Annotated in this window: 19 protein-coding genes and 1 riboswitch; of the genes, 2 read left to right on the top strand and 17 right to left on the bottom strand. The window is 66.4% G+C overall.

Features of this window, described 5'->3' with window-relative positions:
• Positions 1–2 precede the first annotated feature (2 nt).
• The 4 genes from ABWV23_RS03385 to mraZ are packed head-to-tail and all read right to left on the bottom strand — an operon-like array spanning position 3 to position 3,714.
• On the bottom strand, positions 3–1,787 hold the full coding sequence (locus ABWV23_RS03385) for a peptidoglycan D,D-transpeptidase FtsI family protein (protein ID WP_353344924.1): 1,785 nt from the start codon (positions 1,785–1,787) through the stop codon (positions 3–5).
• Complete coding sequence (ftsL, locus tag ABWV23_RS03380; protein ID WP_353344922.1) at positions 1,784–2,134, bottom strand: cell division protein FtsL; 351 nt, start codon at positions 2,132–2,134, stop codon at positions 1,784–1,786. Before ftsL ends, ABWV23_RS03385 begins: the two co-directional genes overlap by 4 nt.
• Positions 2,131–3,144 (bottom strand): 16S rRNA (cytosine(1402)-N(4))-methyltransferase RsmH, encoded by a 1,014-nt coding sequence (gene rsmH / locus ABWV23_RS03375; protein ID WP_353344920.1) that lies wholly within the window; start codon positions 3,142–3,144, stop codon positions 2,131–2,133. The genes ftsL and rsmH overlap by 4 nt, the downstream gene beginning before the upstream one ends.
• A gap of 3 nt (positions 3,145–3,147) precedes the next feature.
• Positions 3,148–3,714, bottom strand: coding sequence for a division/cell wall cluster transcriptional repressor MraZ (gene mraZ / locus ABWV23_RS03370; protein WP_353344918.1), 567 nt, complete (start codon positions 3,712–3,714; stop codon positions 3,148–3,150).
• 1,242 nt (positions 3,715–4,956) lie between these two features.
• Between mraZ and ABWV23_RS03365 the strand changes: the two genes are divergently transcribed.
• Positions 4,957–5,172, top strand: coding sequence for a DUF1127 domain-containing protein (locus ABWV23_RS03365; protein WP_502901585.1), 216 nt, complete (start codon positions 4,957–4,959; stop codon positions 5,170–5,172).
• 13 nt (positions 5,173–5,185) lie between these two features.
• Here the strand turns inward: ABWV23_RS03365 and ABWV23_RS03360 are convergent, their stop codons facing one another.
• The 13 genes from ABWV23_RS03360 to ABWV23_RS03300 form a co-directional block, all read right to left on the bottom strand.
• A complete protein-coding gene (locus ABWV23_RS03360; protein WP_353344916.1) occupies positions 5,186–5,422 on the bottom strand; it encodes a hypothetical protein in 237 nt (78 codons plus the stop codon).
• Between the two features lie 178 nt (positions 5,423–5,600).
• Positions 5,601–5,897, bottom strand: a complete 297-nt coding sequence (locus tag ABWV23_RS03355) for a hypothetical protein (protein ID WP_353344914.1) — start codon at positions 5,895–5,897, stop codon at positions 5,601–5,603.
• Between the two features lie 152 nt (positions 5,898–6,049).
• Positions 6,050–6,245, bottom strand: a riboswitch (cobalamin riboswitch).
• Between the two features lie 72 nt (positions 6,246–6,317).
• Positions 6,318–8,687: an ATP-dependent helicase gene (locus ABWV23_RS03350; protein WP_353344912.1), complete on the bottom strand. Its 2,370-nt coding sequence runs from the start codon at positions 8,685–8,687 to the stop codon at positions 6,318–6,320.
• A 184-nt stretch (positions 8,688–8,871) separates the two neighbouring features.
• On the bottom strand, positions 8,872–10,149 hold the full coding sequence (locus ABWV23_RS03345; RefSeq protein WP_353344910.1) for a peptidoglycan-binding domain-containing protein: 1,278 nt from the start codon (positions 10,147–10,149) through the stop codon (positions 8,872–8,874).
• 165 nt (positions 10,150–10,314) lie between these two features.
• On the bottom strand, positions 10,315–11,355 hold the full coding sequence (locus ABWV23_RS03340) for a diguanylate cyclase domain-containing protein (protein WP_353344908.1): 1,041 nt from the start codon (positions 11,353–11,355) through the stop codon (positions 10,315–10,317).
• Positions 11,352–11,969: a heme NO-binding domain-containing protein gene (locus ABWV23_RS03335; protein ID WP_353344906.1), complete on the bottom strand. Its 618-nt coding sequence runs from the start codon at positions 11,967–11,969 to the stop codon at positions 11,352–11,354. The genes ABWV23_RS03340 and ABWV23_RS03335 overlap by 4 nt, the downstream gene beginning before the upstream one ends.
• 97 nt (positions 11,970–12,066) lie before the next feature.
• A complete protein-coding gene (locus ABWV23_RS03330) occupies positions 12,067–13,626 on the bottom strand; it encodes a trimethylamine methyltransferase family protein (RefSeq protein WP_353344904.1) in 1,560 nt (519 codons plus the stop codon).
• A 99-nt stretch (positions 13,627–13,725) separates the two neighbouring features.
• Positions 13,726–14,421: an HAD family hydrolase gene (locus tag ABWV23_RS03325; RefSeq protein ID WP_353344902.1), complete on the bottom strand. Its 696-nt coding sequence runs from the start codon at positions 14,419–14,421 to the stop codon at positions 13,726–13,728.
• Between the two features lie 22 nt (positions 14,422–14,443).
• Positions 14,444–14,728: a DUF3572 domain-containing protein gene (locus ABWV23_RS03320; RefSeq protein WP_353344900.1), complete on the bottom strand. Its 285-nt coding sequence runs from the start codon at positions 14,726–14,728 to the stop codon at positions 14,444–14,446.
• Between the two features lie 138 nt (positions 14,729–14,866).
• Positions 14,867–18,304 (bottom strand): pyruvate carboxylase, encoded by a 3,438-nt coding sequence (locus ABWV23_RS03315; RefSeq protein WP_353344898.1) that lies wholly within the window; start codon positions 18,302–18,304, stop codon positions 14,867–14,869.
• Positions 18,305–18,410: 106 nt separating this feature from the next.
• Positions 18,411–19,565, bottom strand: a complete 1,155-nt coding sequence (locus tag ABWV23_RS03310) for an alpha-hydroxy acid oxidase (RefSeq protein ID WP_353344896.1) — start codon at positions 19,563–19,565, stop codon at positions 18,411–18,413.
• A 144-nt stretch (positions 19,566–19,709) separates the two neighbouring features.
• Positions 19,710–20,636, bottom strand: coding sequence for an ornithine carbamoyltransferase (gene argF, locus ABWV23_RS03305; RefSeq protein ID WP_353344894.1), 927 nt, complete (start codon positions 20,634–20,636; stop codon positions 19,710–19,712).
• Positions 20,637–20,714: 78 nt separating this feature from the next.
• Complete coding sequence (locus tag ABWV23_RS03300; protein ID WP_353344892.1) at positions 20,715–21,890, bottom strand: aspartate aminotransferase family protein; 1,176 nt, start codon at positions 21,888–21,890, stop codon at positions 20,715–20,717.
• 415 nt (positions 21,891–22,305) lie between these two features.
• On the opposite strand from ABWV23_RS03300, the gene ABWV23_RS03295 reads away from it, so the two are divergent.
• The gene (locus ABWV23_RS03295) at positions 22,306–22,899 is read left to right on the top strand and encodes a GcrA family cell cycle regulator (protein ID WP_353344890.1); all 594 of its coding nucleotides are present in this window, start codon (positions 22,306–22,308) and stop codon (positions 22,897–22,899) included.
• The last annotated feature ends 95 nt before the right edge of the window (positions 22,900–22,994 follow it).

Genomic DNA, 22,994 nt, shown 5'->3' with positions numbered 1-22,994 from the left:
GTTCAGTTCGACGTGAGCGTTATAGCAGCGCGCGGGCCGGGTTCAACGTCAGGCCGCAATCCCAGCAACGGCGCCAGCCGCCCGATCATCTCGGCGGCCACCGGTACGGCGGTCCAGCCGGCGGTGCGCCGCTCTTCCTTGTAGGCCTGCACCGAGGGCTCGTCCAAGGTGACCACAAGGACATATTTCGGATCATGCGCCGGGAACATCGAGGCGAAGGTGGCGATCACCTTGTCATCGTAGTAGCCGCCGCGCGGCTTGGGCTTGTCCGCTGTCCCGGTCTTGCCGCCCACCGCGTATCCCGGCACCTCGCCGAAACTGGCGGTGCCCTCGGTGACCACCTTGCGCAGCATCCGTCGCGCATCGGCTGCCGCCTGTTCGGACAGCACCCGCGGCCCGTGCTGCGGCCCGTCCTGGCGCAGCACCGTGGGGCTGACGTAGTGACCGCCGTTGGCAATCGCGGCATAGCCGGCGGCCAGGTGCATAGGGCTGGTCGACAGCCCGTGACCATAGGAAATCGTCACCGTAGAAAGCTCGGTCCAGCGTTCCGGCACCAGTGGCTGGCCACCGTGCGCCTCGACGATCTCGAATGGAGTCGGGTCGAACATTCCCAGCGCGCCCAGGAACGCCTTTTGCCGCTCCGGCCCGATCTCCAGCGCCAGCCGGCCGGTGCCCCGGTTGGAACTGTTGACGATCACGTCGGTGACGCTGAGCTTGCCATAGTTCTTGTTGTGGAACTCCCCGATCGGATAGCCCGATATCCTCATCGGCCCGGAGGTGTCGATGATCGTCTCGGCCGAGACGAGCCCGAGGTCGATGGCCTGCGCCGCGGCAAAGATCTTGAAGGTCGAGCCCAGCTCGTACACCCCCTGCACCGCGCGGTTGAACAGCGGGCTGTCGCTGGGATCGCCCGAGACCGGCGGGCGCGGCCGGTCGTTGGGATCGAAATCGGGCAGGCTCACCACCGAGATCACCTCGCCGGTGTGCACATCCATGAGAATCGAGGCGGCGCCCTTGGCATTCATCAGCTTAATGCCGCCCGCCAGCACCTGCTCGGCCGCCGCCTGCACCGTCAGATCCAGCGCCAGCTCCAGCGGGTGCGCGCCGTTGGCCGGGTCACGCAGGTAATCGTCGAACTGCTTCTCGACGCCCGCCACGCCGATCACCTCGGCGGCGTTCACCCCCTCGCGTCCGAAACCGGCACCGCCCAGCACATGCGCCGCCAACTTGCCGTTGGGATAAAGGCGCATCTCGCGCGGGCCGAACAGCAACCCGGGATCGCCCAGGTCATGCACAGCCTGCTTTTGTTCCGGGCTGATCCGCTTCTTGATCCAGACGAATTTCCGCTTGCCGGTGAAATCCTTGATCAGCCGCGCCTCGTCCAGATCGGGAAAGATCTGCACCAGCCCCTTGGCCGCTGCGACCGGGTCGACCAGCTGCGGCGGCTGGGCATAGAGCGAATGGGTCTCGAAGTTGGTCGCCAGGATGCGCCCCCGACGGTCGACGATGTCGGCGCGCTGCGCGGCGATCGAGACGCCATGCGCGCTCGCCACCGGCTCCTGCGGCTCCGAAGTCGCCATCAGCGCCATGCGTCCGCCCACCACGAGGAAGGCGCAGAAAAAGAACAGCCCCAGCACCAACAGCCGGCCCTCGGCGCGCATCCGCGCCCGGTCCTGCATCTCGGCATGGCGCTGGCGGATGTTCTCGCGTTCGATGGCGTCGGGGTTCTCGCCCTTGGCGCGGGCCGGCAGGATGCGCGCCAGCGGGCGCAGGGGGGTGCGCGTCATGGCTCTTCTCCGTCCGCCATGGTCGAGACGTCTATGGGATTGGTGATCGGCAACAGCGGCTTGGGCGGGTAGCTGACCTCGTCGATCAGGCCGAACTGGTCCGGGCGCAGCGGCAACAGCCCCAGCCGGTCAAAGTTCAATTCGGCCAGCTCGGTCAGCCGGTCGGGCCGGTTGAGATAGGCCCATTCGGCCCGCAGCACCCCCATCCGCACCTGCGCCGCGCCGATCTGCCGTTGCAGGGCGCGGGTTTCCTTGAGCACCTGCTGGGTGGCGTAATTCTCGCGGTAGGCCCAGAAGGCCAGCCCGAACACCGCCAGCGCGGCCAGAACATAAGCGATGCCCTTCATCGTTGCTTTCCCCTAGTTTTCGGTTTGGGTTGCGGCATCCCGATCTCGCGCGGGTCCACCGTGCCGGCCGGCGCCTCGGTGCGGATGGCCACCCGCAACCGGGCCGAACGCGCCCTCGGGTTTTCGGCCAGCTCCTCGGCATCCGGCGCGATCGCCTTGCGCGGACGCAGGATGAATTGCGGGTCGGGGATCGTCATCTCGGGGGCGTGGCGGCTGCCGCGCCCGGTCTGGCCGGCCCGCATCTGAAGGAACCGTTTGACCATCCGGTCCTCGATGGAATGAAAGGTGACCACCGCCAGCTTACCGCCCGGCTTCAAGGCGCGCTCGGCAGCCATCAGCCCACGGAACAGCTCTCCGAACTCGTCGTTCACCGCGATCCGCAAGGCCTGGAAGCTGCGGGTGGCCGGATGCGATTGCCCCGGCTTGGACCGGGGCAGGCAGGACTCGACGATCTTGGCCAGGTGCAGCGTGGTCTCGATCGGCGCCTCGTCGCGCGCCCGCACGATGGCATGCGCGATCCGGCGACTGGCTCGCTCTTCGCCATAAAGATACAGGACATCCGCCAGATCGGCTTCGTCGGCGGAATTGACCAGGTCGGCGGCGCTGGGCCCCTCCTGCGACATGCGCATGTCCAGCGGCCCCTCCTTCATGAAGGAAAACCCGCGCTCGGCCATGTCGAGTTGCATCGAGGAGACGCCGAGGTCCAGCACAACGCCGTCAAGATCGCTGGCATAGTCATCCATGCGCGAAAACACGCCCGGCTGCATCACCAGCCGGTCGCCATAGCCTTCTGCCCAGTCCCGCGCCATGTCGAAGGCCAGCGGATCGCGATCCACCGCGATCACCCGGGCCGCCCCCGCCTCGAGCAATCCACGGGTATAGCCGCCGGCACCAAAGGTGCCGTCCAGCCATGTGCCGGTGACCGGTGCCACCGCCTTAAGCAGCGCGCGCAACAGAACCGGGATATGGGGTTTGTCCGAGGGCGGGACCGGCGGGACGGCTGCGGCCATGGCTCAGCCCCCCTCGCCGTCTTGGGCCTGACGGGCCAAGGCCATGTCCAGCGCGTCGAGCGGGTTGGTTCCCTCGGGGATATCGAAGCCCAGATCCTCTTCCTCCTCCTCGGCCAGGAGGGCATCGTAGGTTTCGGGGTTCCAGATCTGGAAGGTGCCGGAGGTGCCGACGAAGAAAGCCTCTTTCTCCAGCCCGATCTTGTCGCGGTGGCGCAGCGGCAATACCAGCCGCCCATCGGGATCAACCTCGGTATGGTGCGATCGCGAGGTGATGTCGCGGACCAGCTTGCGCTTGAGCGGAGAATTGGGAAGCCGATCAATCTTGGCCTCGAGCTTTTCGATCTCGTTGATCGTGTAGGCCTCGAGATAGGGCTGGTCGGGCGGGCCGTAGACGATGACGAGTTGCGGACGCAGCCCCTCGGTATAATCGGGATCGCCGGATTCGAGCACACGGCGAAACAGGGCCGGGATCGACACCCTGCCCTTTGCATCCACCTTGAAGGTGTATTCGCCTCTGAACCGTCGGCTCACGCCCTGTCGTCCCTCTGCCTGCGCCCCCGCGAAAGTCATGCCCCCGGATGGAAAAACGGCGGGCTGATCTGCTGCCACTGATCAACCCGCCGCCCTTGTCCCGCTGTGCGGGGTGTCCGACTGCGCGCGCCACCTGGGGGGATGTCTGCTCGCTCGCGCGCCGGATCTCTTGGTAGATGAAAGCGAAGTGCCTGTATGAAACCTGCTCTTTTGTTTTGGTTCGGGGTCTTCCGCCCCTGTGTCCTCGTTCTCATCCGATGAACAATGAATGCCACGGGAATTCATGGAAATCAACTGCAATTTGCGGGATCAACCAAGGAAACATGGCCTTTTGCACCCCGGACCCCTCAGAAATCAAGGGGAAACAAGCTGAAGATCCCCTCACCTAGCTGAGGTCCACAACACGCCCACTACATGTGGTATGGAGAAACACGACGCAAATTTTCCCAGAAAATCCCGTAAAAATTCATATTCTGAGCAAACCCCCGCAAATGTTTCTCTTATGTTCTTATTTTAGGAACAGGAAACCTCGGATGGTTTACCGCTCAACCCCGTTTTGAACACCATTCCCCCTCCAGTCCCGCAATTTCCCGTAACGCCGACATCACCTCGGCGCCAGGAGCGGCCGGCATCGTTGCCGGGATCCGGACCCAAATCGTTGTGCCGGAGATTGACTACTATAAGTGGGCCCTGCAGGACGTCGCCGCACACCGGGCCAGCAGCCTCCTCTATAAGGAGTCACCCCACCTGCAACCGGGCAGGCACGACACGCCGATTCCGACCGAATTGACGAAAGATGCCCCGACCGGGGCGCACGCCCCCATTGAAAAGGCCCGAGTCGCCGGCCGCACGGCGGCGAGTCGGCACGCGATCAGCGAAAGAGAACACATCGACACCCACCCTGGGTGCACAACAAGGATCGGGGTCAGCGCCACACGAAACCGTGATCATCCGACCTGGGCAGGACGGCGCCCCGATTCCCTCGGGGTCGCAACCCCCGCCCTGCGTCAAGCGCATGACACGAAGCGCGAAACGCATGGCAGATGGCCATTATTATACCGCCGCCGCTCAATATCCACGCGCCGCGCCCAAAGCCTCGGCAATTTGTTGAAATGACCTTACGTCAGCAATACTGCCAGATTTTTTCACAATCAATCTATGCACTTGCTGCATAGCGGCATTGATTTCGAAAACTATTGTGCATCTGCAGCATTTGATTAATTTCAGTCTCAAGCAACGCCACGACGACGACGGCGACACGATGATCGAAGGTAACGAGCAATGACTGCACTGACCCATACCCACGCAAACGGCGCCTCTCTCATGAGCCGCGTGCACGGTGCCACAGAGGCCCTCAAGGGCCGCTTTGCCAAGTACCGCGTGTACCGTCGTACCTACGCCGAGCTGAGCGCTCTGACCAACCGTGAGCTGGCCGACCTTGGCCTGCACCGGTCCGAAGTGCGCCGCGTGGCACTCGAAGCAGCTGGAGAACTCTGAGCCCAGCACCAGTTTACCAGTTCAGGTTCCTTCTCCTCCTCCCTAGGAACCTGTTCTCCGCGGCGGCATCGTCCTCCTCCCTGATGCCGCCGCACCTTATACCGGCCCCAATCATGCCGGACCTCATACACCGGGCGCTCTCCTCCTCCCTGCGCTTGGTGTTGTGACACACCGGGCGCTCTCCTCCTCCCTGCGCTTGGTGTTCAATGAGCCGGCGGCACCTCTCCTCCTCCCTGGTGCCGCCGGTCATTTCCCGCCCCGGCGGGAAGACGATGAAATTCGGGATACATCCCGGCGCTCTCCTCCTCCCTGCGCCGTGATGTTGCACCAAGGCGCTCTCCTCCTCCCTGCGCCGCGGTGTTGAAAGAGAACGGCGGCACCTCTCCTCCTCCCTGGTGTCGCCGTTTTCACGTTTTCGGGGGGGTCCCTCAGGCCTGTCTTTCACGTTCCGCCCGGCGCGCCCGCGAGCCGCCCCGGCGCAGGGGCCTTGTCGCGTCGCGGTCGGCGCGCCGCGCCGCACGCAAGTAATCGCAGAACCGCGCCACCGCCGGGTAACTGCGCGACATCGGTGCCGCGCGCCGTTCCGCCGCCCGGGCCGCCGCGCCCGCACCGCAGTCCGCTGGCAAACTCATCAACCACTCCAGGAATCCGATCCGCGCCGCCGCCTCGGCACAGCGCCCCTCGGGCAAATCGCGCAAATTCCGCAGTATTCCGGCCAGAATCATGACCGGTCCGCCTGTATTGAATTGAAGTTCATCCGCATCCTTTCCTGCCACGCCCCGTGGCGATCATCCTGTTCATGCGGACAGGGACAGGAAACGGGGGGCAAAATGACCGGTCGCGGCCCAGCCCCCACGCCCCGACCGCCGCCCGCGATCCGACTCGTTGCTGCAAGGCTGGTTTCCGGGCTTGGACAGTGGGGGGATCTCTCCCTGATCCGGCCCTTCCCGAGGCCTGCGCCTCAGTGGTTTTGCCGGACTTACCCAATCCTTACCGTTGCGGGGGCAGCGCCGGCCTCTCACCGGCTTCCCAATTCTCCCCCTCGCGGGGGCACCCTACGCGGTCAGATTACAGGATTCGCATGGCGCTGCATCGGGAATCCGCCCCGTCGCGAAAAAAATCCACCCGCCCGCCGGCAGATGGCATCAGAACGGGATGTCGTCGCTGGCCGTGACGTAATGGGCCACCACCTTTTTCGGCCCGGCCTTCTCGAAATCGACCTCGAGCTTGTCGCCCTCGATGCCGATGATGGCGCCATAGCCGAATTTCTGGTGGAACACCCGCTCGCCCATGGTGAAGCTGGACACCGCATCGAGGTCGATCACGGTGTTGCGGCTCTCTTTCGGCTGGGTGGTGCCACGCTGACCGGCGCGCGCCTGCATCCGTTTCCAGCCCGGCGAGTTGTAGACATTCGCATCGGCCACCCGCGATTCGATATTGCTGCGCACCGCGCCGCCCTGTGTTGCCGCCGCGCCATAGCCGCCCCCGTAGAGCCCCGGCGGCGTCAGCACCTCCACATGCTCCTCGGGCAGTTCATCGACGAAGCGCGACGGCAATGCCGATTGCCATTGCCCGAACACCCGGCGGTTGCCGGCAAAGGAAATCGTGCACAACTCCTCGGCGCGGGTGATGCCCACATAGGCCAGCCGCCGCTCTTCCTCGAGGCCCTTGAGGCCGCTCTCGTCCATGCTGCGTTGCGACGGGAACAACCCGTCCTCCCAGCCCGGGAGGAACACGGCGGGAAACTCCAGCCCCTTGGCCGCGTGCAGGGTCATGATGCTGACCTTCTGCTCGGCGTCCTGCTTGTCGTTGTCCATCACCAGGCTGACGTGTTCCAGGAACCCTTGCAGGTTCTCGAAGTTTTCCAGCGCCTTGACCAGTTCCTTGAGGTTTTCCAGCCGCCCCGGCGCCTCGGGAGTCTTGTCGTTCTGCCAATGGCCGGTATAGCCGCTTTCATCCAGCACGATCTCGGCCAGTTCCATGTGGGTCATGTCCGCGTCACCGGTCATCCGGCCCCAACGGCGCAGATCCTCGACCAGGGAACGCAGCGCGGCGCCGCCCTTGCCCTTGATCAGCCCGTCCTCGACCGCGATCCGCGCGCCCTCCAGCAGGCTCACGCCATTGGCGCGCGCTGCGGTCTGGATGGTCTGCTGTGCCTTGTCGCCAAGGCCACGCTTGGGCGTGTTGACGATGCGCTCAAAGGCCAGGTCGTCATCCGGGCTGACCACCAGCCGGAAATAGGCCATGGCATCGCGAATCTCCATCCGCTCATAGAACCGTGGCCCGCCGATCACCCGGTAGGGCAGCCCGATGGTCAGGAACCGGTCCTCGAAAGCGCGCATCTGGTGGCTGGCGCGCACCAGGATCGCCACCTCGTTCAAGCCAAAGGCGCGCATCCCCCGCGTGCCGCGCTGCATCGCCTCGATCTCTTCGCCGATCCAGCGTGCCTCTTCCTCGCCGTCCCAATGGCCGATCAGGCGGACCTTCTCGCCCTCTTCCGCCTCGGTCCAGAGTTCCTTGCCCAGCCGCCCGGCGTTGCCCCGGATCACGTTCGAGGCAGCCGCCAGGATATGCGGGGTCGAGCGATAGTTCTGCTCCAGCCGCACCACATGGGCGCCCTCAAAATCCTTTTCGAACCGCAGGATGTTACCCACCTCGGCGCCGCGCCAGCCATAGATCGACTGGTCGTCATCACCGACGCAGCAGATGTTGCGATGCCCTCCCGCCAAGAGCCGCAGCCAGAGGTACTGCGCCACGTTGGTATCCTGGTATTCGTCCACCAGGATATAGCGGAACCAGCGTTGATACTGCTCCAGCACGTCAGGGTGTTTCTGAAAGATCATCACCACGTGCAGCAGCAGGTCGCCGAAATCGACCGCGTTCAGCTCGCGCAGGCGGGTCTGGTATTGCGCGTAAAGCGCGACGCCGCGCCGGTTGTAGGCGCCGGCATCGGCGCTCGGTACCTTGTCCGGGGTCAGCGCCCGGTTCTTCCAGCTGTCGATCACCCCGGCCAGTTGCCGCGCCGGCCAACGCTTGTCGTCGATGCCGGCAGCCTGCACCAGCTGTTTCAGCAGCCGCAGCTGGTCGTCGGTGTCGAGAATGGTGAAGTTGGATTTCAGCCCGACCAGTTCCGCGTGCCGCCGCAACAGCTTGACGCAGATCGAGTGGAAGGTGCCCAGCCAGGGCATGCCCTCGATGCTCGCCCCCAGCAGGCGGCCGACCCGCTCTTTCATCTCGCGCGCGGCCTTGTTGGTAAAGGTCACCGCGAGGATCTCGTTCGGTCGGGCGCGGCCGGTGTTCAACAGGTGCACGATTCGCGCCGTCAGCGCCTTGGTTTTGCCCGTGCCTGCCCCGGCCAGCATCAGGACCGGCCCGTCCAGCCGCTCCACCGCCTCGCGCTGTGCCGGGTTCAGGTCGTCCAGATAGGGTGCCCCCATGGCCTGACCACGGGCTGCCACCGCGCGCGCCGACAGCGCCGCGCCCTCGAATGCGTCGATTTCGTCGAAACTGCTCATGGCGGGATGTTAACCCGGATCGCATCGCAGTTAAAGGTTCGTTCGCATTCTGTTCTTCACGTTTGAAAGGGCGAACCACGGGGACATCCCCTGCGGCACCGAGGCACAAAACGACCGGGACATCAGACAGAAAAGGGCCCGCCTCCTTCCCGGGGCGGGCCCTCTTGTCAGACAGTCACGTCCGTCACTCGCTGGCGGCACCGAAGACCGGAATCGCACCGCCCGAGGCAGCCTTCAGCACGGCGGCGCGACCCTGGCCCTGGCCAAGAACCGGCAGGCCGTTGGCCACAGCGGTCATTGCCACCTGCATCCAGGAGGCCGCCTGTTGCGGTGCAGCCTGCAGCGTGCCGAACCCCTCGCGCAGATGATGGCTGACCAGTTCGCCATAACCACCCTGCCCCGCCGAGGTCAGCAGCACCGCGCTGGCCAGTGCGACGCGCGCATTGTCGGCGCGGTAACCGGCGCCGAGGCAGACCTTGCCGCCGGAAACCAGTTGCGCCATCGGTTGCCCCGAGCTTTCGAGGAAGGCCTTGGTCTTGGCCATGATCTGGCCCGACTGCAGGCTCTCGATGCCCTGAAGCTGCGGCTCGATGGCCTGGGCCAGGCCGTCACACTGCGCCTCGACCTGTTCGCGCGTCATGTTGGGGATCGAGGCCTCGATCCGGGCGCTGTCCGACATTGCCTGAGTCCGGGCGAGGCAGAATTGCTCGCTCAGTGCGAAACCTGCATCGGTGATGGTGGCCGCGGTGCGCAGCCCACCGTTGGCCGCCGTGCGCACGTTGATCTGGTCGCAGTGGTCGCGGATCGAGCGTGCCTCGGGGGTGAAATTGAACTGCGGCATGTTACCGCCGCTGGTGTCGGCGCGCGCGGTGACCGGTTCCGGCTGGGTCGGCACCGGCGCCGGAGCGGGAACCGGCATCGGCGTCGGCGCAGCGGCCATCTGGGTCTGCGGCTGCATCTGGGTGCCCGGCGTGGCAATGCCCAACTGTTCGTTGCGATAGGTGCGCAGCAACCCGGCCTGACCCGAGGTCGCGACGATCTGGGCATAGGGCGGCACATGCGCGCTGGCCAGTGCCCGCTGATGGCTGCCCAGCAGGAAACTGGTTTCATGCGGGTCGAGATAGCCGTCGACGGTATAACCCATGTCGGCCTGGTAACGACGGATGCCGCTGCGGCTGTTGCGGCCCAGAACGCCATCGGCATAGCCGACGTTGTAACCGAAGTAGTTCAGCGCCACCTGCACCTGGCGGTTCTGTTCGCGCTGCGACGAGGAAACGCCGCTGCGCCGCACGGTGGTGGTGGTGGTGCGACGCGCCTTGTTCTTGTTCACTTCGTTGACGATGATCCCGCCCAGCAGGGCACCGCCCAGAAACGAGGCGGCATCATCCGCCTTGGCGCGCTCGACACCCACGAAGACCATGCTGGCCGCCGCCAGCGATGCGCAGAGATTCCGTTTCCACATTTCCAGTATCCTCACCTTGATGGCGGGCCGTGCGGTTGCGGAGAACCCGCAGCGGCGGCACGGCACGCCGGAATATGATAAACCTATTTGAACACCAGACCAAGCTCGACCCCGGCTGTCAAGTTTCGCACCTCCAAACCACCCCGGGCGGCACGGTCCTGCCGCTCACCCCGGGGGGCATCCCCCCTGTGTTTCATCGACCTCTGCCCCGGGTGGGCAGGCGGTTCGCGTTCCGCTCCGGGGGGCGGCAAAACACAGGGTCGACCGCCCCGCGTGCTTGGCATCATAGAGCGCCAGGTCAGCCAGCCGCAGCAGCCCCGCCGGGGTCGACAGCGGCTGCTCGACCGAGGGGGCGATACCGATGCTGGCCGAGATCGCGCAGGGCCGCCCGCGGAACTGCATCGGTTGTTGCAGCCGGTCGATCAGCCGTTGGCCGATACGGCGCAGGCGCGGCCGGTCGGTCAGGTCGTCAAAGACGATCACGAACTCGTCGCCGCCGACACGGGCCACGGTATCCTCGTGCCGGGTCTCCTCGACCAGGATGCGGGCGACCTGCTGCAGGACGTGATCGCCGGCCGCGTGGCCCAGCGTGTCGTTGACCTGCTTGAAGAAATCCAGGTCGATATGCATCACCGAATAGGGGATGCCCCCGCCCGCCTTGCGAGCCAGGACATGGTCCATGGCGCGGCGGTTCTTCAGCCCGGTCAGCGTGTCGGTAAAGGCCTGCTCCTCGGCCGAGACCCGGGCCGCCTGGAGCCGCCGGCTGAGCTGGCCGTATTCCCCCATCACCGCCGATTTTGCCTCGACCAAGTACAGCAATTCGGTGGCCAGGCTGGTGGGGGCGAAATCGGCACTGCTCAGGGCATAGTCGCGCACCGCGTCGATCAGCGAGATGCCAAAGGACAGGTCGATCACCGCGCAGCCGGGCAATGGCACGATATGGCCCTTGAGCGCGGTGTGCGGCGCGGTGCGAAAGGTGACGTTGAGCTTGCTCTCGCCCGAGGCGAGCAGATCGTCAAAACGGCAGGTGCGACGCGGGCGGGTCAGCTCGAACAGATCCAGAAACCGCTGCCCGGGCATCGGGTGATCGGGGCGCAGTTTCTGCAACGTCGGCCCGGCGCGACGGATCACGCCGGTATCGTCGACCACAATATGCATCGGGCAGAGCCGGGCCAGCAGCCTGGCCAGCGTGTCGTTACAGGTCATCCGGCCCGCGCCCCCAGGTCAAAGGCGCGGCCGGCGGCAAAGGCGGATTCAACCAGCGTCACGACGATGACCTCGCCGGCATCCCCCGCGCCCCCGTCAGGCCCCTCACCGGTTTCGGCACCGTCATGGTCCAGCATCACCAACGCGCCGTAATCGTCGGCCATGGCCCGTAGAATGCCGATCATTACCCGCCCGAACCCGGACATTCCCGGACCACAGGAGAGCAGATAGCGCCCATTGCCATCCTCGCGCAGTTCCAGCGCCGGCAGATGCAGGTCCGGCACCGCCAGCCGCGCCCGGTCGTTCAGGTCGTCGAGCGAATGCAGGAAATCGATGTAGGTGTCACCGCCAAAACGCAACAAGCGGCGCAACGACTCGACCGCCGGATTCGACACCAGGTAGGTTCCCAGATCCTCCAACACCTCGCCGCGGCTGCGGCCCAGATCGGTGCAAAACGCAGTCAGCAGCGCCTCGGTCACCGCGTCGTCATAGGTCAGCATGGCCTCGAACTCGAATTCGCCAAGCCCGGCGGCCTCGGTCACCCGATGCCAGCATTCGCCGCCATAGGTATTGGTGACAAAGGACTGGATCGCCCTGTTGACCAGACCGTGCATGCCGACTCCCCGTTTTCCGCAGCCTGCACCCAGCTTGGACAGGGAAGGCTTAACAAATGCCAAACGGCGGCCCTTCAGAACGGGGTCGGAACGGGGGTCAGAAATCGGTCGGCGCACCGCCCTCGGCCTTGCGGCGGGCAACGAAATCGCCCAGTTCATCACGGATGGCCGCATCCATCGGCGGCGCCTCGAAACTCTCGATGATCCGCTTGAACAGCAAATGCGCGCGTTCCGGCGTCCAGACGCTGCCGGCGGCCTCCCACCCCTCGTAGTTGCGCCAATCGCTCAGGAACGGCTGGTAAAACGCAGTGGTATAGCGATCCTGGGTGTGCTGGATGCCAAAGAAATGCCCGGCGTTACCGACCGATCCGATCGCCTCAACCGCGACCTCATCGGGTCCGGTCGCCCAGATCTCGGGCTGCATGTAGCGCTGGATCTGCTGCAGCACCTCGCAATCCATGATGAATTTCTCCGGGCTGGCGATCAGCCCGCCCTCCAGCCATCCGGCGGCATGATAGACCATATGCGTGCCCGATTGCACCGCCGCCCAGAGGCTGTTCGAGGTTTCCCACATCGCCTGCCCGTCCGGAACGTTGGCGGCGCAAACCCCGGAGGAGCGCATCGGCAGGCCATAGAACCGCGCCATTTGGCCGGTCATCTGGGTCGCGCGCATGTATTCCGGAGTGCCAAAGGCCGGGGCGCCGGATTTCATGTCGACGTTGGAGGTAAAGGTGCCGATGGCGCAGGGGCAGCCCGGGCGCACGTATTGGAACAGCGCAATGGCGCAAAGCGCCTCGGCCAGCGATTGCGCCACCGCGCCAGCCATGGTCACCGGCGCCATCGCGCCGGCCAGGGTGAACGGGGTGACCACCACCGCCTGGCCGCGCCGCACCATGCGCAGGCAGCCGTCGATCATCGGGAAATCATGCTTGAGCGGCGAGGTGGAGTTGATGTTGGTGTACATCCGCGGCGTGGCCTGGAACTCCTCCTCGGTGAGTCCGCCGGCGATGCGCACCATCTCCATCACGTCCTCGACCCGCTCCTTGCCCAGCGAGTAGGCGTGCATCACCTTGTCGGTGAGCGTCAGCTTGTCATAGAGCACGTCCAGGTGCCGGACGCTGGCGTGGAGATCCACCGGTTCCACCGGGTAGCCACCGGCGAAGTGGATGCAGTTGAAATACTGCGTCAGCTTCAACAGGTCGGCGCATTTCTCGCGCGTGCCGGGCACCTTGCGGCCGATCTCCATGTCCCAGTAGTTCGGCGGCGAGGAGACGTTGCCGAACAGCATGGTGTTGCCGCCGACCGTCAGCCTGCGCTCCGGGTTGCGCGGGGTCAGGGTGAACTGCGACGGAGCCTTGCCCACCATCTCCATCACGAAATCGCGGCCCATGCGGACGGTGTCGCCCTCGACGGTGCAGCCGGCCTCGCGCAGGATCTGGATGGCCTCGGGGTTGTAGAAGGCGATGCCGATCTCTTCGAGGATCCGCATGGCGCCGTCGTGAATGGCGGCGACGCCCTCCTCGCTCAGCGGTTCGATCGGTCGGTCGCGATTGATCGGCGGCGCAAAGGGCATCTGTTCGATCACCGCCGCGCCGCGCCGCGCCGCCGCACCGGATCGGCCGCCGCCGCGCCGTCTGCGTGTCGCCTGTTCCGCCATGAGTGCCCCTCCGGATGCCAGCTGTGACCTCCAGCAGGCCCCAGGCGGGACGCGCGCGCCGCCTTGTCCGCGACGAATCCTGTCGTTTTCTGACCGTGTTCAGCCGCGCGTGGCCAGCCAGGCGGGGATATGCCCGATATCAGGCAGGACCGCATCGGCCTGGGGGGCAAGTTCGTCCGCGCCAGCCATGCCGGTGAGCACCCCCAGCGTGGACATGCCGGCGGCGCGCCCGGCGTGCAGATCATGGGTGCTGTCGCCCACCATCAGGGCGCAGGCCGGGTCCACATCGACCGCGGCGCAAAACGCCAGCAGCGGCCCCGGCTCGGGCTTGGCCCCGTAACCGCTGTCGAACCCGGCGACGAAGTCGAACCGGTCGAGCACCTTTGCCGCGCCCAGGTGCGCCCGGGCCGGGGCCTCGGCATCATTGGTGGCCACGCCCAGCCGCAGACCGCGCGCGCGCAGACCGTCCAGAAACGGCGCCAGAGGCACCGCCTCGACCTGCGGCGCGCGCTCGGCCTCTTCGTTCAGCATGTCGATCAGGGCCGGTCGGCTCAGTTCCGGAAAATGCCCGCCCAGCGCCTCGGCCACCTCGGCCGGGGTGCCCGCGATCACCACGCTGTCGGGGGCGAAACACCGCGTCGCGAGATCGAAACCGATCTGTGCCCCGATGACCTGCGCACGGGCGCGATCCTGCCCGGTGGCGCGCAGAAGAAAGGCCTCGGCCCAGGCCTCCCAGGTGGCGGCGAAATCGAACAGCGTGCCGTCCTTGTCGAATACGATGGCCTCGATGTTCATGGCGCGGGCTCCTTCCGGCAGGTCAGGTCCAATGCATCTGCGCTCCGCCGGGCAGCGCGGCGCGGGCCTGCATCGGGTGGTCATAGGGAATGCCGGCGGCGTCGCAGAACCCGGTCACCCAGGCGTCGTCCATCATCAGGAAATCGAGCACCGCGCCAAGAAACTCCGGCTCGGCCGCCCGTTCGCGCAACTCGTCCTGCCCGGCGCCGGTCGCGCCAAGGAAGACCGGCATCAGGTCGTCGTTGCCCACCAGCCAGGCCAGGGCCTGGAGCGCAAGGGTTTCGGCAGCATCGGCGGACAGACTCATGGGACGGAATCGCAGACCAGGGATCGGAGAGGACGACAGAATGGGCCGGGGCCCTTCCCCCCTCTCCTGCGCGATTCCCCGGGGCGCGTCAATCTTCGCGATACGCCCCAAGGCCGCCCTGTGCCGCTCGATCCGGCCCTATTCGAATTCCACCAGCAGATCCTTGGCGTCGATCTGGGCGCCGGGGGCGGTGTGGATGGTCTTGACGGTGCCGGCCTGTTCGGCGTGGATCGCGGTTTCCATCTTCATCGCCTCGATGGTCAGCAGCAGGTCGCCGGGGTTGACCTTCTGGCCGACCGTGACCGCGACCGAGGCGACCACGCCGGGCATCGGCGCGCCGACATGGGCGGCATTTCCCGGCTCGGCCTTGGGGCGGGCGCGGGTCTGGGCGGTCACCAGCCGGTTCGGCACCCGCACGGTGCGCGGCTGGCCGTTCAGCTCGAAGAACACCTTGACCTCGCCGGCCTCGTCGGTCTCGCCCACCGCCTGGCAGCGGATCTCCAGCGTTTTCCCCGGGTCGATCTCGGCCGAGATCTCCTCGCCCGGTTCCATGCCGTAGAAGAAGGCGCGCGTCGGCAGCGTGCGCACCGGGCCGTACATCCGGTGCCGGCCCATGTAATCGAGGTAGACCTTGGGGTACATCAGGTAGCCCATCAGGTCCTCGTCGTCGATCTCCTTGCCTTCCAGCTCGGCGCTGAGCTCGGCGCGGGTTGCCTCCAGGTCGACCGGCTCGAGGTGCTTGCCGGGGCGCTCGGTATTGGGGGTCTCGTCCTTTAGCACCCTTTTCACGATGCCCTCCGGGAAACCGCCCGGCGGCTGGCCGAGGTTGCCGCGCATCATGTCGATCACGCTGTCGGGAAAGGCGACCTCCTTGTCGGGGTCCTCGACATCGGCGCGGCTGAGGCCTTGGCTGACCATCATCAGCGCCATGTCGCCCACCACCTTGGAACTCGGCGTCACCTTGACGATATCGCCGAACATCCGGTTCACGTCCGCATAGGTCTGCGCCACCTCGTGCCAGCGCTCTTCCAGCCCGAGGCTGCGCGCCTGCGCCTTGAGGTTGGTGAACTGCCCGCCCGGCATCTCGTGCAGGTAGACCTCCGACGCGGGGGCCTGAAGGCCGCTTTCAAAGGCGGCGTATTGCCCGCGCACCGCCTCGAAGTAATCGCTGATCTCGCGGATCGCGCCGATATCCAGCCCGGTCTCGCGGTCGGTGTGGCGCAGCGCCTCGACCACCGAGCCCAGCGTCGCCTGCGAGGTGTTGCCGGAGAAGCTGTCCATCGCGCAGTCGACCGCATCGACCCCGGCCTCGGCGGCGGCGAGGATGCTGGCGATGGCACCCCCGGCGGTGTCATGGGTGTGAAAGTGGATCGGCAGCCCGACCTCCTGCTTGAGCGCCCGGACAAGCGCACCGGCGGCGGCGGGTTTCAGCAGGCCGGCCATGTCCTTGAGCCCCAGAACATGGGCGCCGGCGGCCTCCAGCTCGCGCGCCATGCCGACGTAATATTTCAGGTCGTACTTGGCCCGGTCCGGATCGAGGATGTCGCCGGTGTAGCAGATCGTGCCCTCGCAGAGTTTGTCGGCCTCGATCACCGCGTCCATCGCCACCCGCATGTTCTCGACCCAGTTGAGGCTGTCGAAGACGCGGAAGACGTCAATGTTCTTCGCGGCCTCCTTGACGAAGGCCTGCACCACGTTGTCGGGATAGTTGGTATAGCCGACCCCGTTCGAGCCGCGCAGCAACATCTGGGTCATCAGGTTCGGCATCGCCGCGCGCAGGTCGCGCAGCCGCTGCCAGGGGCATTCCTGCAAGAAGCGATAGGCCACGTCGAAGGTGGCCCCGCCCCAGCATTCGACCGAGAAAAGCTGCGGCAGGTTGGCGGCATAGGCCGGCGCCACCCGGATCATGTCGATCGAGCGCATCCGCGTCGCCAGCAGGCTTTGATGCCCGTCGCGCATGGTGGTGTCGGTGATCAGCAGCTGTTTCTGCGCCTTCATCCAGTCGGCCACCGCCTTGGGCCCCTGCTGTTCCAGCAGGTTGCGGGTGCCCATCCGCGGCTCGCCCTGTTTCGCGGGCGGCTTCGGCAGCCGGATGTCGGCGCGCGGCTCGGGGCGGTCCTTGGTCTCGGGGTGACCGTTCACGGTGATGTCGGCGATATAGGTCAGCACCTTGGTGCCACGGTCCTGCCGCCGGGGGAACCGGAACAGCTCGGGCGTCTCGTCGATGAACCGGGTGGTATAGGTGTTGTCGAGGAAGGTGGGATGCTTGAGCAGGTTCTCGACGAAGGCGATGTTGGTGGACACCCCCCGGATGCGGAATTCGCGCAGGGCCCGGTCCATCCGGGCGATCGCCATCTTGGGCGTCGGCGCCCAGGCGGTGACCTTGGTCAGCAGGCTGTCGTAATACCGGGTGATCACGCCGCCGGCGTAGGCGGTGCCGCCGTCAAGCCGGATGCCCATGCCGGTGGCCGAGCGATAGGCGGTGATGCGGCCGTAATCGGGGATGAAGTTGTTCTGCGGGTCCTCGGTGGTGATCCGCGTCTGCAGCGCGTGGCCGTTCAGCCGGATCTCTTCCTGGCTGGCCTTGCCGGTGGCCTCGGCGATCGTCTTGCCCTCGGCGATCAGGATCTGGGCGCGCACGATGTCGATGCCGGTCACCTCCTCGGTGACGGTGTGTTCCACCTGCACCCGCGGATTGACCTCGATGAAGTAGAACTGCTCCGTCTCCATGTCCATCAGGAACTCGACGGTGCCGGCCGCTTCGTAATCGACGTGCTTGCAGATCTTGTAGCCCAGCTCGCAGATCTCTTGCCGCTGCGCGTCGGTGAGATAGGGGGCGGGTGCCCGTTCGACCACCTTTTGGTTGCGGCGCTGCACCGAGCAGTCGCGCTCGTACAGGTGATAGATCTGCCCCTGCTTGTCACCGAGGATCTGCACCTCGACGTGACGGGCGCGGGTGATCATCTTTTCGAGATAACCCTCGCCGTTGCCAAAGGCGGCCTCGGCCTCGCGCCGGCCCTCGAGCACCTTTTCCTGCAACTCCTCCGGCCCGGTGATCGGACGCATGCCGCGCCCGCCGCCGCCCCACGAGGCCTTGAGCATCAAGGGATAACCGATCTCTTCGGCCTCGCGCGCGATGGCTTCGAAATCCTCGCCCAGCACCCCGGTGGCCGGGATCACCGGCACCCCGGCGGCGATCGCCACCTGCCGCGCGCTGGCCTTGTCGCCCAGCGCCCGCATGGTCTCGGCCCGTGGCCCGATAAAGGCGATGCCGGCGGCGGTGCAGGCATCGACGAAATCGGGGTTCTCCGACAGCAGCCCGTAGCCCGGATGGATCGCATCCGCCCCGCTTTCACGGGCCACCCGGATGATCTCCTCGATGCTGAGATAGGCCGCCACCGGCCCCACCCCTTCGCCGATCTTGTAGGCTTCGTCGGCCTTGAACCGGTGCAGGCAGAGTTTGTCTTCCTCGGCATAGACCGCGACCGTCCGCTTGCCCATCTCGTTGGCCGCACGCAGCACGCGGATCGCTATCTCGCCTCGGTTCGCTATCAGGATCTTGCGGAAGTCGGACATGGGCACCTCAGGTTCGGCTTTGCATTGCACCGCGGGTCGCGGCGGTTTCGGCATGGCTATACGGGATCGGCGGACCTTGCCAGAATGATTGCGCTATCGGGCAAGATCAATCCGGCTGCGCCGGTTCGACCGGCATCGGTTGCGGCAGGTCGGCAAGACGCTGCACGCCGATCTGGCCCATGTTGGCAGCCATGTCGCGGGCGAGAAGGTCGATCAGATGGGCCGGTCCCTTTGGCCCCAGCGCGGCGAGCGCGAAGTGAAAGGCACGCCCGAGCATGACGAAATCGGCGCCAAGCGCGAGGGCGCGCAGGATATCGAGCCCGCCCTCGATGCCACTGTCGAAGATCAGCGGCAGGCGGGAGGCCGCGCGCAGGGCGGGCAGCACCTCGATCGCGGCGGGGGCGCCGTCGAACTGGCGGCCGGCATGGTTCGAGATCCAGATACCGTCGACGCCCGCCCGTTCCAGCGGCTCGGCATCCTCGGCGCGCAGCACGCCCTTGACCAGGAACGGGCCGTCCCAGTTGTCGCGCAGCCATTTGACATACTCCATGTCGGGGGAGGTGCGCAGCAGGTAGCCGATATGGGCGGTGGGCGGCAGGTTGAGGTCGCTTTGGCTGTACTTGTCCAGCGTGCGCATATGCGGCAGGCCGCGCCGCGCGGCCATGCCCAGCGCCCAGGCTGGGCGCATGGCGACCTGGGCCAGGATCCGCGGCGTGAGCCGGGGCGGCTGAACCAGGCCCGAGCGGGTCTGGCGTTCGCGGCGCGAGGCGACCGGCACGTCGGCGGTGAGCACCAGCGTGGTGAAACCGGCGGCGCGGGCGCGTTCGAGCATATCGGTGCGGATCTCGGGCGCCTTGGGCGGATAAAGCTGGAACCAGGCGTGTTCACCCAGGTGCGGCGCGACGTCCTCGGGGCTCTGGCTGGCGACGGTGGAGAGGGAATAGGGCAGACCGGCCTGCGCCGCGCTGCGTGCGAGGTGCCCTTCGGCATCGGGCCAGACCAGCCCGGACATGCCGATGGGGGCGACGCCGAACGGCAGTGGAAAGCGCTGGCCCAGCAGCGTGGTGGTGAGGTCAGGATCCTGCGGCCCCTGCAGGATGGCCGGCATGAACCCCAGCGAATCCAGCGCTCTGCGGTTGCGGGCCTTGGTCGCCTCGGTGCCGGTGCCGCTGTCGAGGTATTCCCAGACGAATTTCGGCAAACGCCGCCGGGCGCGCCACTTGAGGTCCATGACCCCGGGATAGGTGCTGTGCAGATCCATGCCGGCATTTGCCCGGTCGCCGGCGGGTTTGTCCAGATGGATCGCGGATGCCGAGGCCGGAAACGGGGAATTCCGGCGCCGTTTTGTACGATCCGCAGGCAGGGCGCGCAGGCGCCCTGCCCCGGGTCGGGAACGGCTCGGGCGTCAGACGCCGAGGCAGTAGCGCATGACCGCCTTTTGCGCGTGCAGCCGGTTCTCGGCCTCGTCGAAGATCACCGATTGCGGGCCATCCATCACGTCGGAGGTGACCTCCTCCTCGCGGTGGGCGGGCAGGCAGTGCATGAACAGCGCGTCGGGCTTGGCCTTGGCCATCAGCTCGGCGTTGACCTGGTAGGGGCGCAGCATGTTGTGGCGGCGTTCCTTGGAGCTTTGGCTGTCGTGCATCGAGACCCAGGTATCGGCAACCACCAAGTCGGCGCCCTCGACCGCCTTGGCCGCGTCGCGTTCGATCACCACGGTGCTGCCGGCCTTGCGCGCCAACCCGACGAACTCCTCCTCCGGGTCGAGCTGGGCCGGGCCGGTGAACGTCAGGTCGAAGCCGAACTGCGCCGCCGCGTGCAGGAACGAGGCACAGACATTGTTGCCGTCGCCGGCCCAGACCACCTTTTTTCCCGCGATCGGGCCGCGATGCTCCTCGTAAGTGAGGATGTCGGCCATGATCTGGCAGGGGTGGGTGCGGTCGGTCAGCCCGTTGATCACCGGCACGTCGGCGTATTCGGCCATCTCGGTCAGCACGCTTTCGTCAAAGGTACGGATCATGATCATGTCGACGTAACGCGACAGCACGCGGGCGGTGTCGGCGATGGTCTCGCCGTGGCCCAGCTGCATGTCACTGCCCGAGAGCACCATGCTCTGCCCGCCCATCTGGCGCACGCCGACGTCAAAGGAGACGCGGGTCCTGGTCGAGGGCTTCTCGAAGATCAGCGCGACCATGCGGCCGGCCAGCGGCGCGTCGTCGTCGGGCACCGCCTTGGGGCGGCCGGCGCGGGCCTGTTTCATCGCGCCGGCCTGGTCGATCATGGCGCGCAGCGCGGCGGGGTCTGTCTTGTGGATATCGAGGAAATGATTCATCGGCTTCGTTCTTTGTTGGGCGGAGAGCGGTGGGAGCCAGCCCCCATCCCCCCCGGACTACTTGGGGCCAGAAAAAGATCAGGCGGTTTCGAGCTGCTGCGCGGCACTGTCTAGGCGGGCCAGCGCCGCGTCGATCTCCTCCTCGGTCAGGGTCAGCGGCGGCAGCAGGCGGATCACGTTGTCAGCCGCCGGGACCGTGATGACGAGGGCGTCATACCCGGCGGCGACCACATCGGTGTTGGGCGCCTTGCATTTCAGGCCGAGCATCAGGCCCGATCCGCGCACCTCTTCAAAGATCTCGGGATGGGCCGCGACCAGCCCCTCGAGCTTTTGGCGCAGCAGCCCGGCCTTGCGGTTCACCGCGTCGAGAAAGTCGGGATCGGCGATCTGATCCATCACGGCGCAGCCCACCGCGCAGCCCAGCGGGTTGCCGCCATAGGTGGAGCCGTGGGTGCCGGCGGTCATGCCGCTGGCGGCCTCTTCCGTTGCCAGCACGGCACCAAGGGGGAAACCGCCGCCGATGCCCTTGGCCACCATCATGATGTCGGGGGTGATGCCGGCCCATTCATGGGCAAAGAGGCGGCCGGTGCGGCCCATGCCGCATTGCACCTCGTCGAGGATCAGCAGGCAGCCGGCCGCGTCGCAGAGCGCGCGGATCGCCTTGAGCTCGTCGTCGGGCAGCGGGCGGATGCCGCCCTCGCCCTGGATCGGCTCCAGCAGCACGGCGGCGGTGCTGTCATCGAGGGCCTCTTTCAGCCCGTCGAGATCGCGCCAATCGAGATGCCTGAACCCCGGCAGCAACGGGCCGAAGCCCTTGGTCATCTTCTCCGATCCGGCGGCGGCGATGCCGGCAGAGGAGCGGCCGTGGAAGGACCCGGTGAAGGTGATGATATCGGTCTTGTCCGGCGCGCCCTTGTCGTACCAGTACTTGCGCGCCATCTTGACCGCCAGTTCGCAGCTTTCGGTGCCGGAATTGGTGAAGAAGACGGTATCGGCAAAGGTGGCCTCGACCAGCTTGTCAGCCAGCGCCTGCTGCTGCGGGATCTGGTAGAGGTTGGAGACGTGCCAGAGGGTTTGCGCCTGATCGGTCAGCGCCTTGACCAGTGCCGGATGGGCGTGGCCCAGCGCGTTGACCGCGATTCCGGCCCCAAGATCGAGAAAGCGTCGGCCATCCGCCTCGATCAGCCAGGAGCCTTCGCCCTTCACGAAGCTCAGCGGCGCGCGGTTGTAGGTCGGCAGGACGGACGGGATCATCGGATCCTCCTTTTAAGGGAAGTACAGGCCCAAGGGAGTGCCCCAGCTTGGGCGGTTTCGTCAACGATGTGAGAGAGAAAGGCGCCGAAGTTGTGGCGCAAAGATCGAACGGGGCCGTTACGCGGGGATGCGTCGGCGTCGCGAGGCGGCGATATGGCGGCGTTTGATCATGCAGGGCGCATAGCGCGGCCCGCGACAAAAGGGAAGCGGAAATCGCCGCGCAGCACCCGGCACCCGCATCCGCGCGGGGCCATCGGCGATCCGGACCGGGCGCGGCAGCCCTCCGTGACGGAAGTGATTCGCGAATCGCCTTTGGCTTGTATATCGGGTGTCAGTGACTAGTATATCCGTAGGTACGGAACTCCCAAGGCGGCCGCGGCAGCGCGGGCCGCTTTTCAGCTTTGAAAGGCAGACCATGTCCTGGACAGACGAGCGCGTTGAACTGCTCAAGAAAATGTGGGGCGAGGGCCAGTCGGCCAGCCAGATCGCCAAGGAACTGGGTGGGGTGACGCGCAACGCGGTGATCGGCAAGGTGCACCGCCTGGGCCTGTCCAACCGCAGCACCGGCGCCGCGCCGGCCAAGGCCGAGGCCAAGGCGAAACCGGCAGAACCGGCCAAGCCGCAGCCCGCCGCGACCGCCCCCGCCAAGCCCAAGCCGGACCCGAAACCCGAGCCTGCCGCCCCTGCGGCCAAGCCCGCCGCGGAGACCCGCCCGGCGATGCCCGCACGCAAGCAGATCATTCCCGCCGGCCAGCCGCTGCCGCCGCAGCCCTCGGCCAACGAGATCAGCCCCGAGGCGCTGGCCAAGGTCAGCGAGGTCGAGAAGAAGGCCAAGAAGCTGACGCTGATGGAACTGACCGAACGCACCTGCAAATGGCCGGTGGGCGATCCGGCAACCGATGATTTCTGGTTCTGCGGATTGCCGGTGCAGCCCGGAAAACCCTATTGCGAGGCGCATGTGGGCGTGGCGTTCCAGCCGATGAGCGCGCGACGCGACCGCCGCCGCTGAGCATTTGTCGCGCCTGTGCGGTCGGGCACACCCCGGCCTGCACCGGCGCGGCTTGGCATCTGCCGCCCGCGCGATTAGGTCTTGCTGGCCCCGTT

Source organism: Aquicoccus sp. SU-CL01552 (genome assembly GCF_040365005.1).
Taxonomy (GTDB): domain Bacteria; phylum Pseudomonadota; class Alphaproteobacteria; order Rhodobacterales; family Rhodobacteraceae; genus Antarcticimicrobium.
The sequence above is the reverse complement of the archived record's forward strand: the minus strand, read 5'-3'. Positions and strand labels throughout refer to the sequence as shown.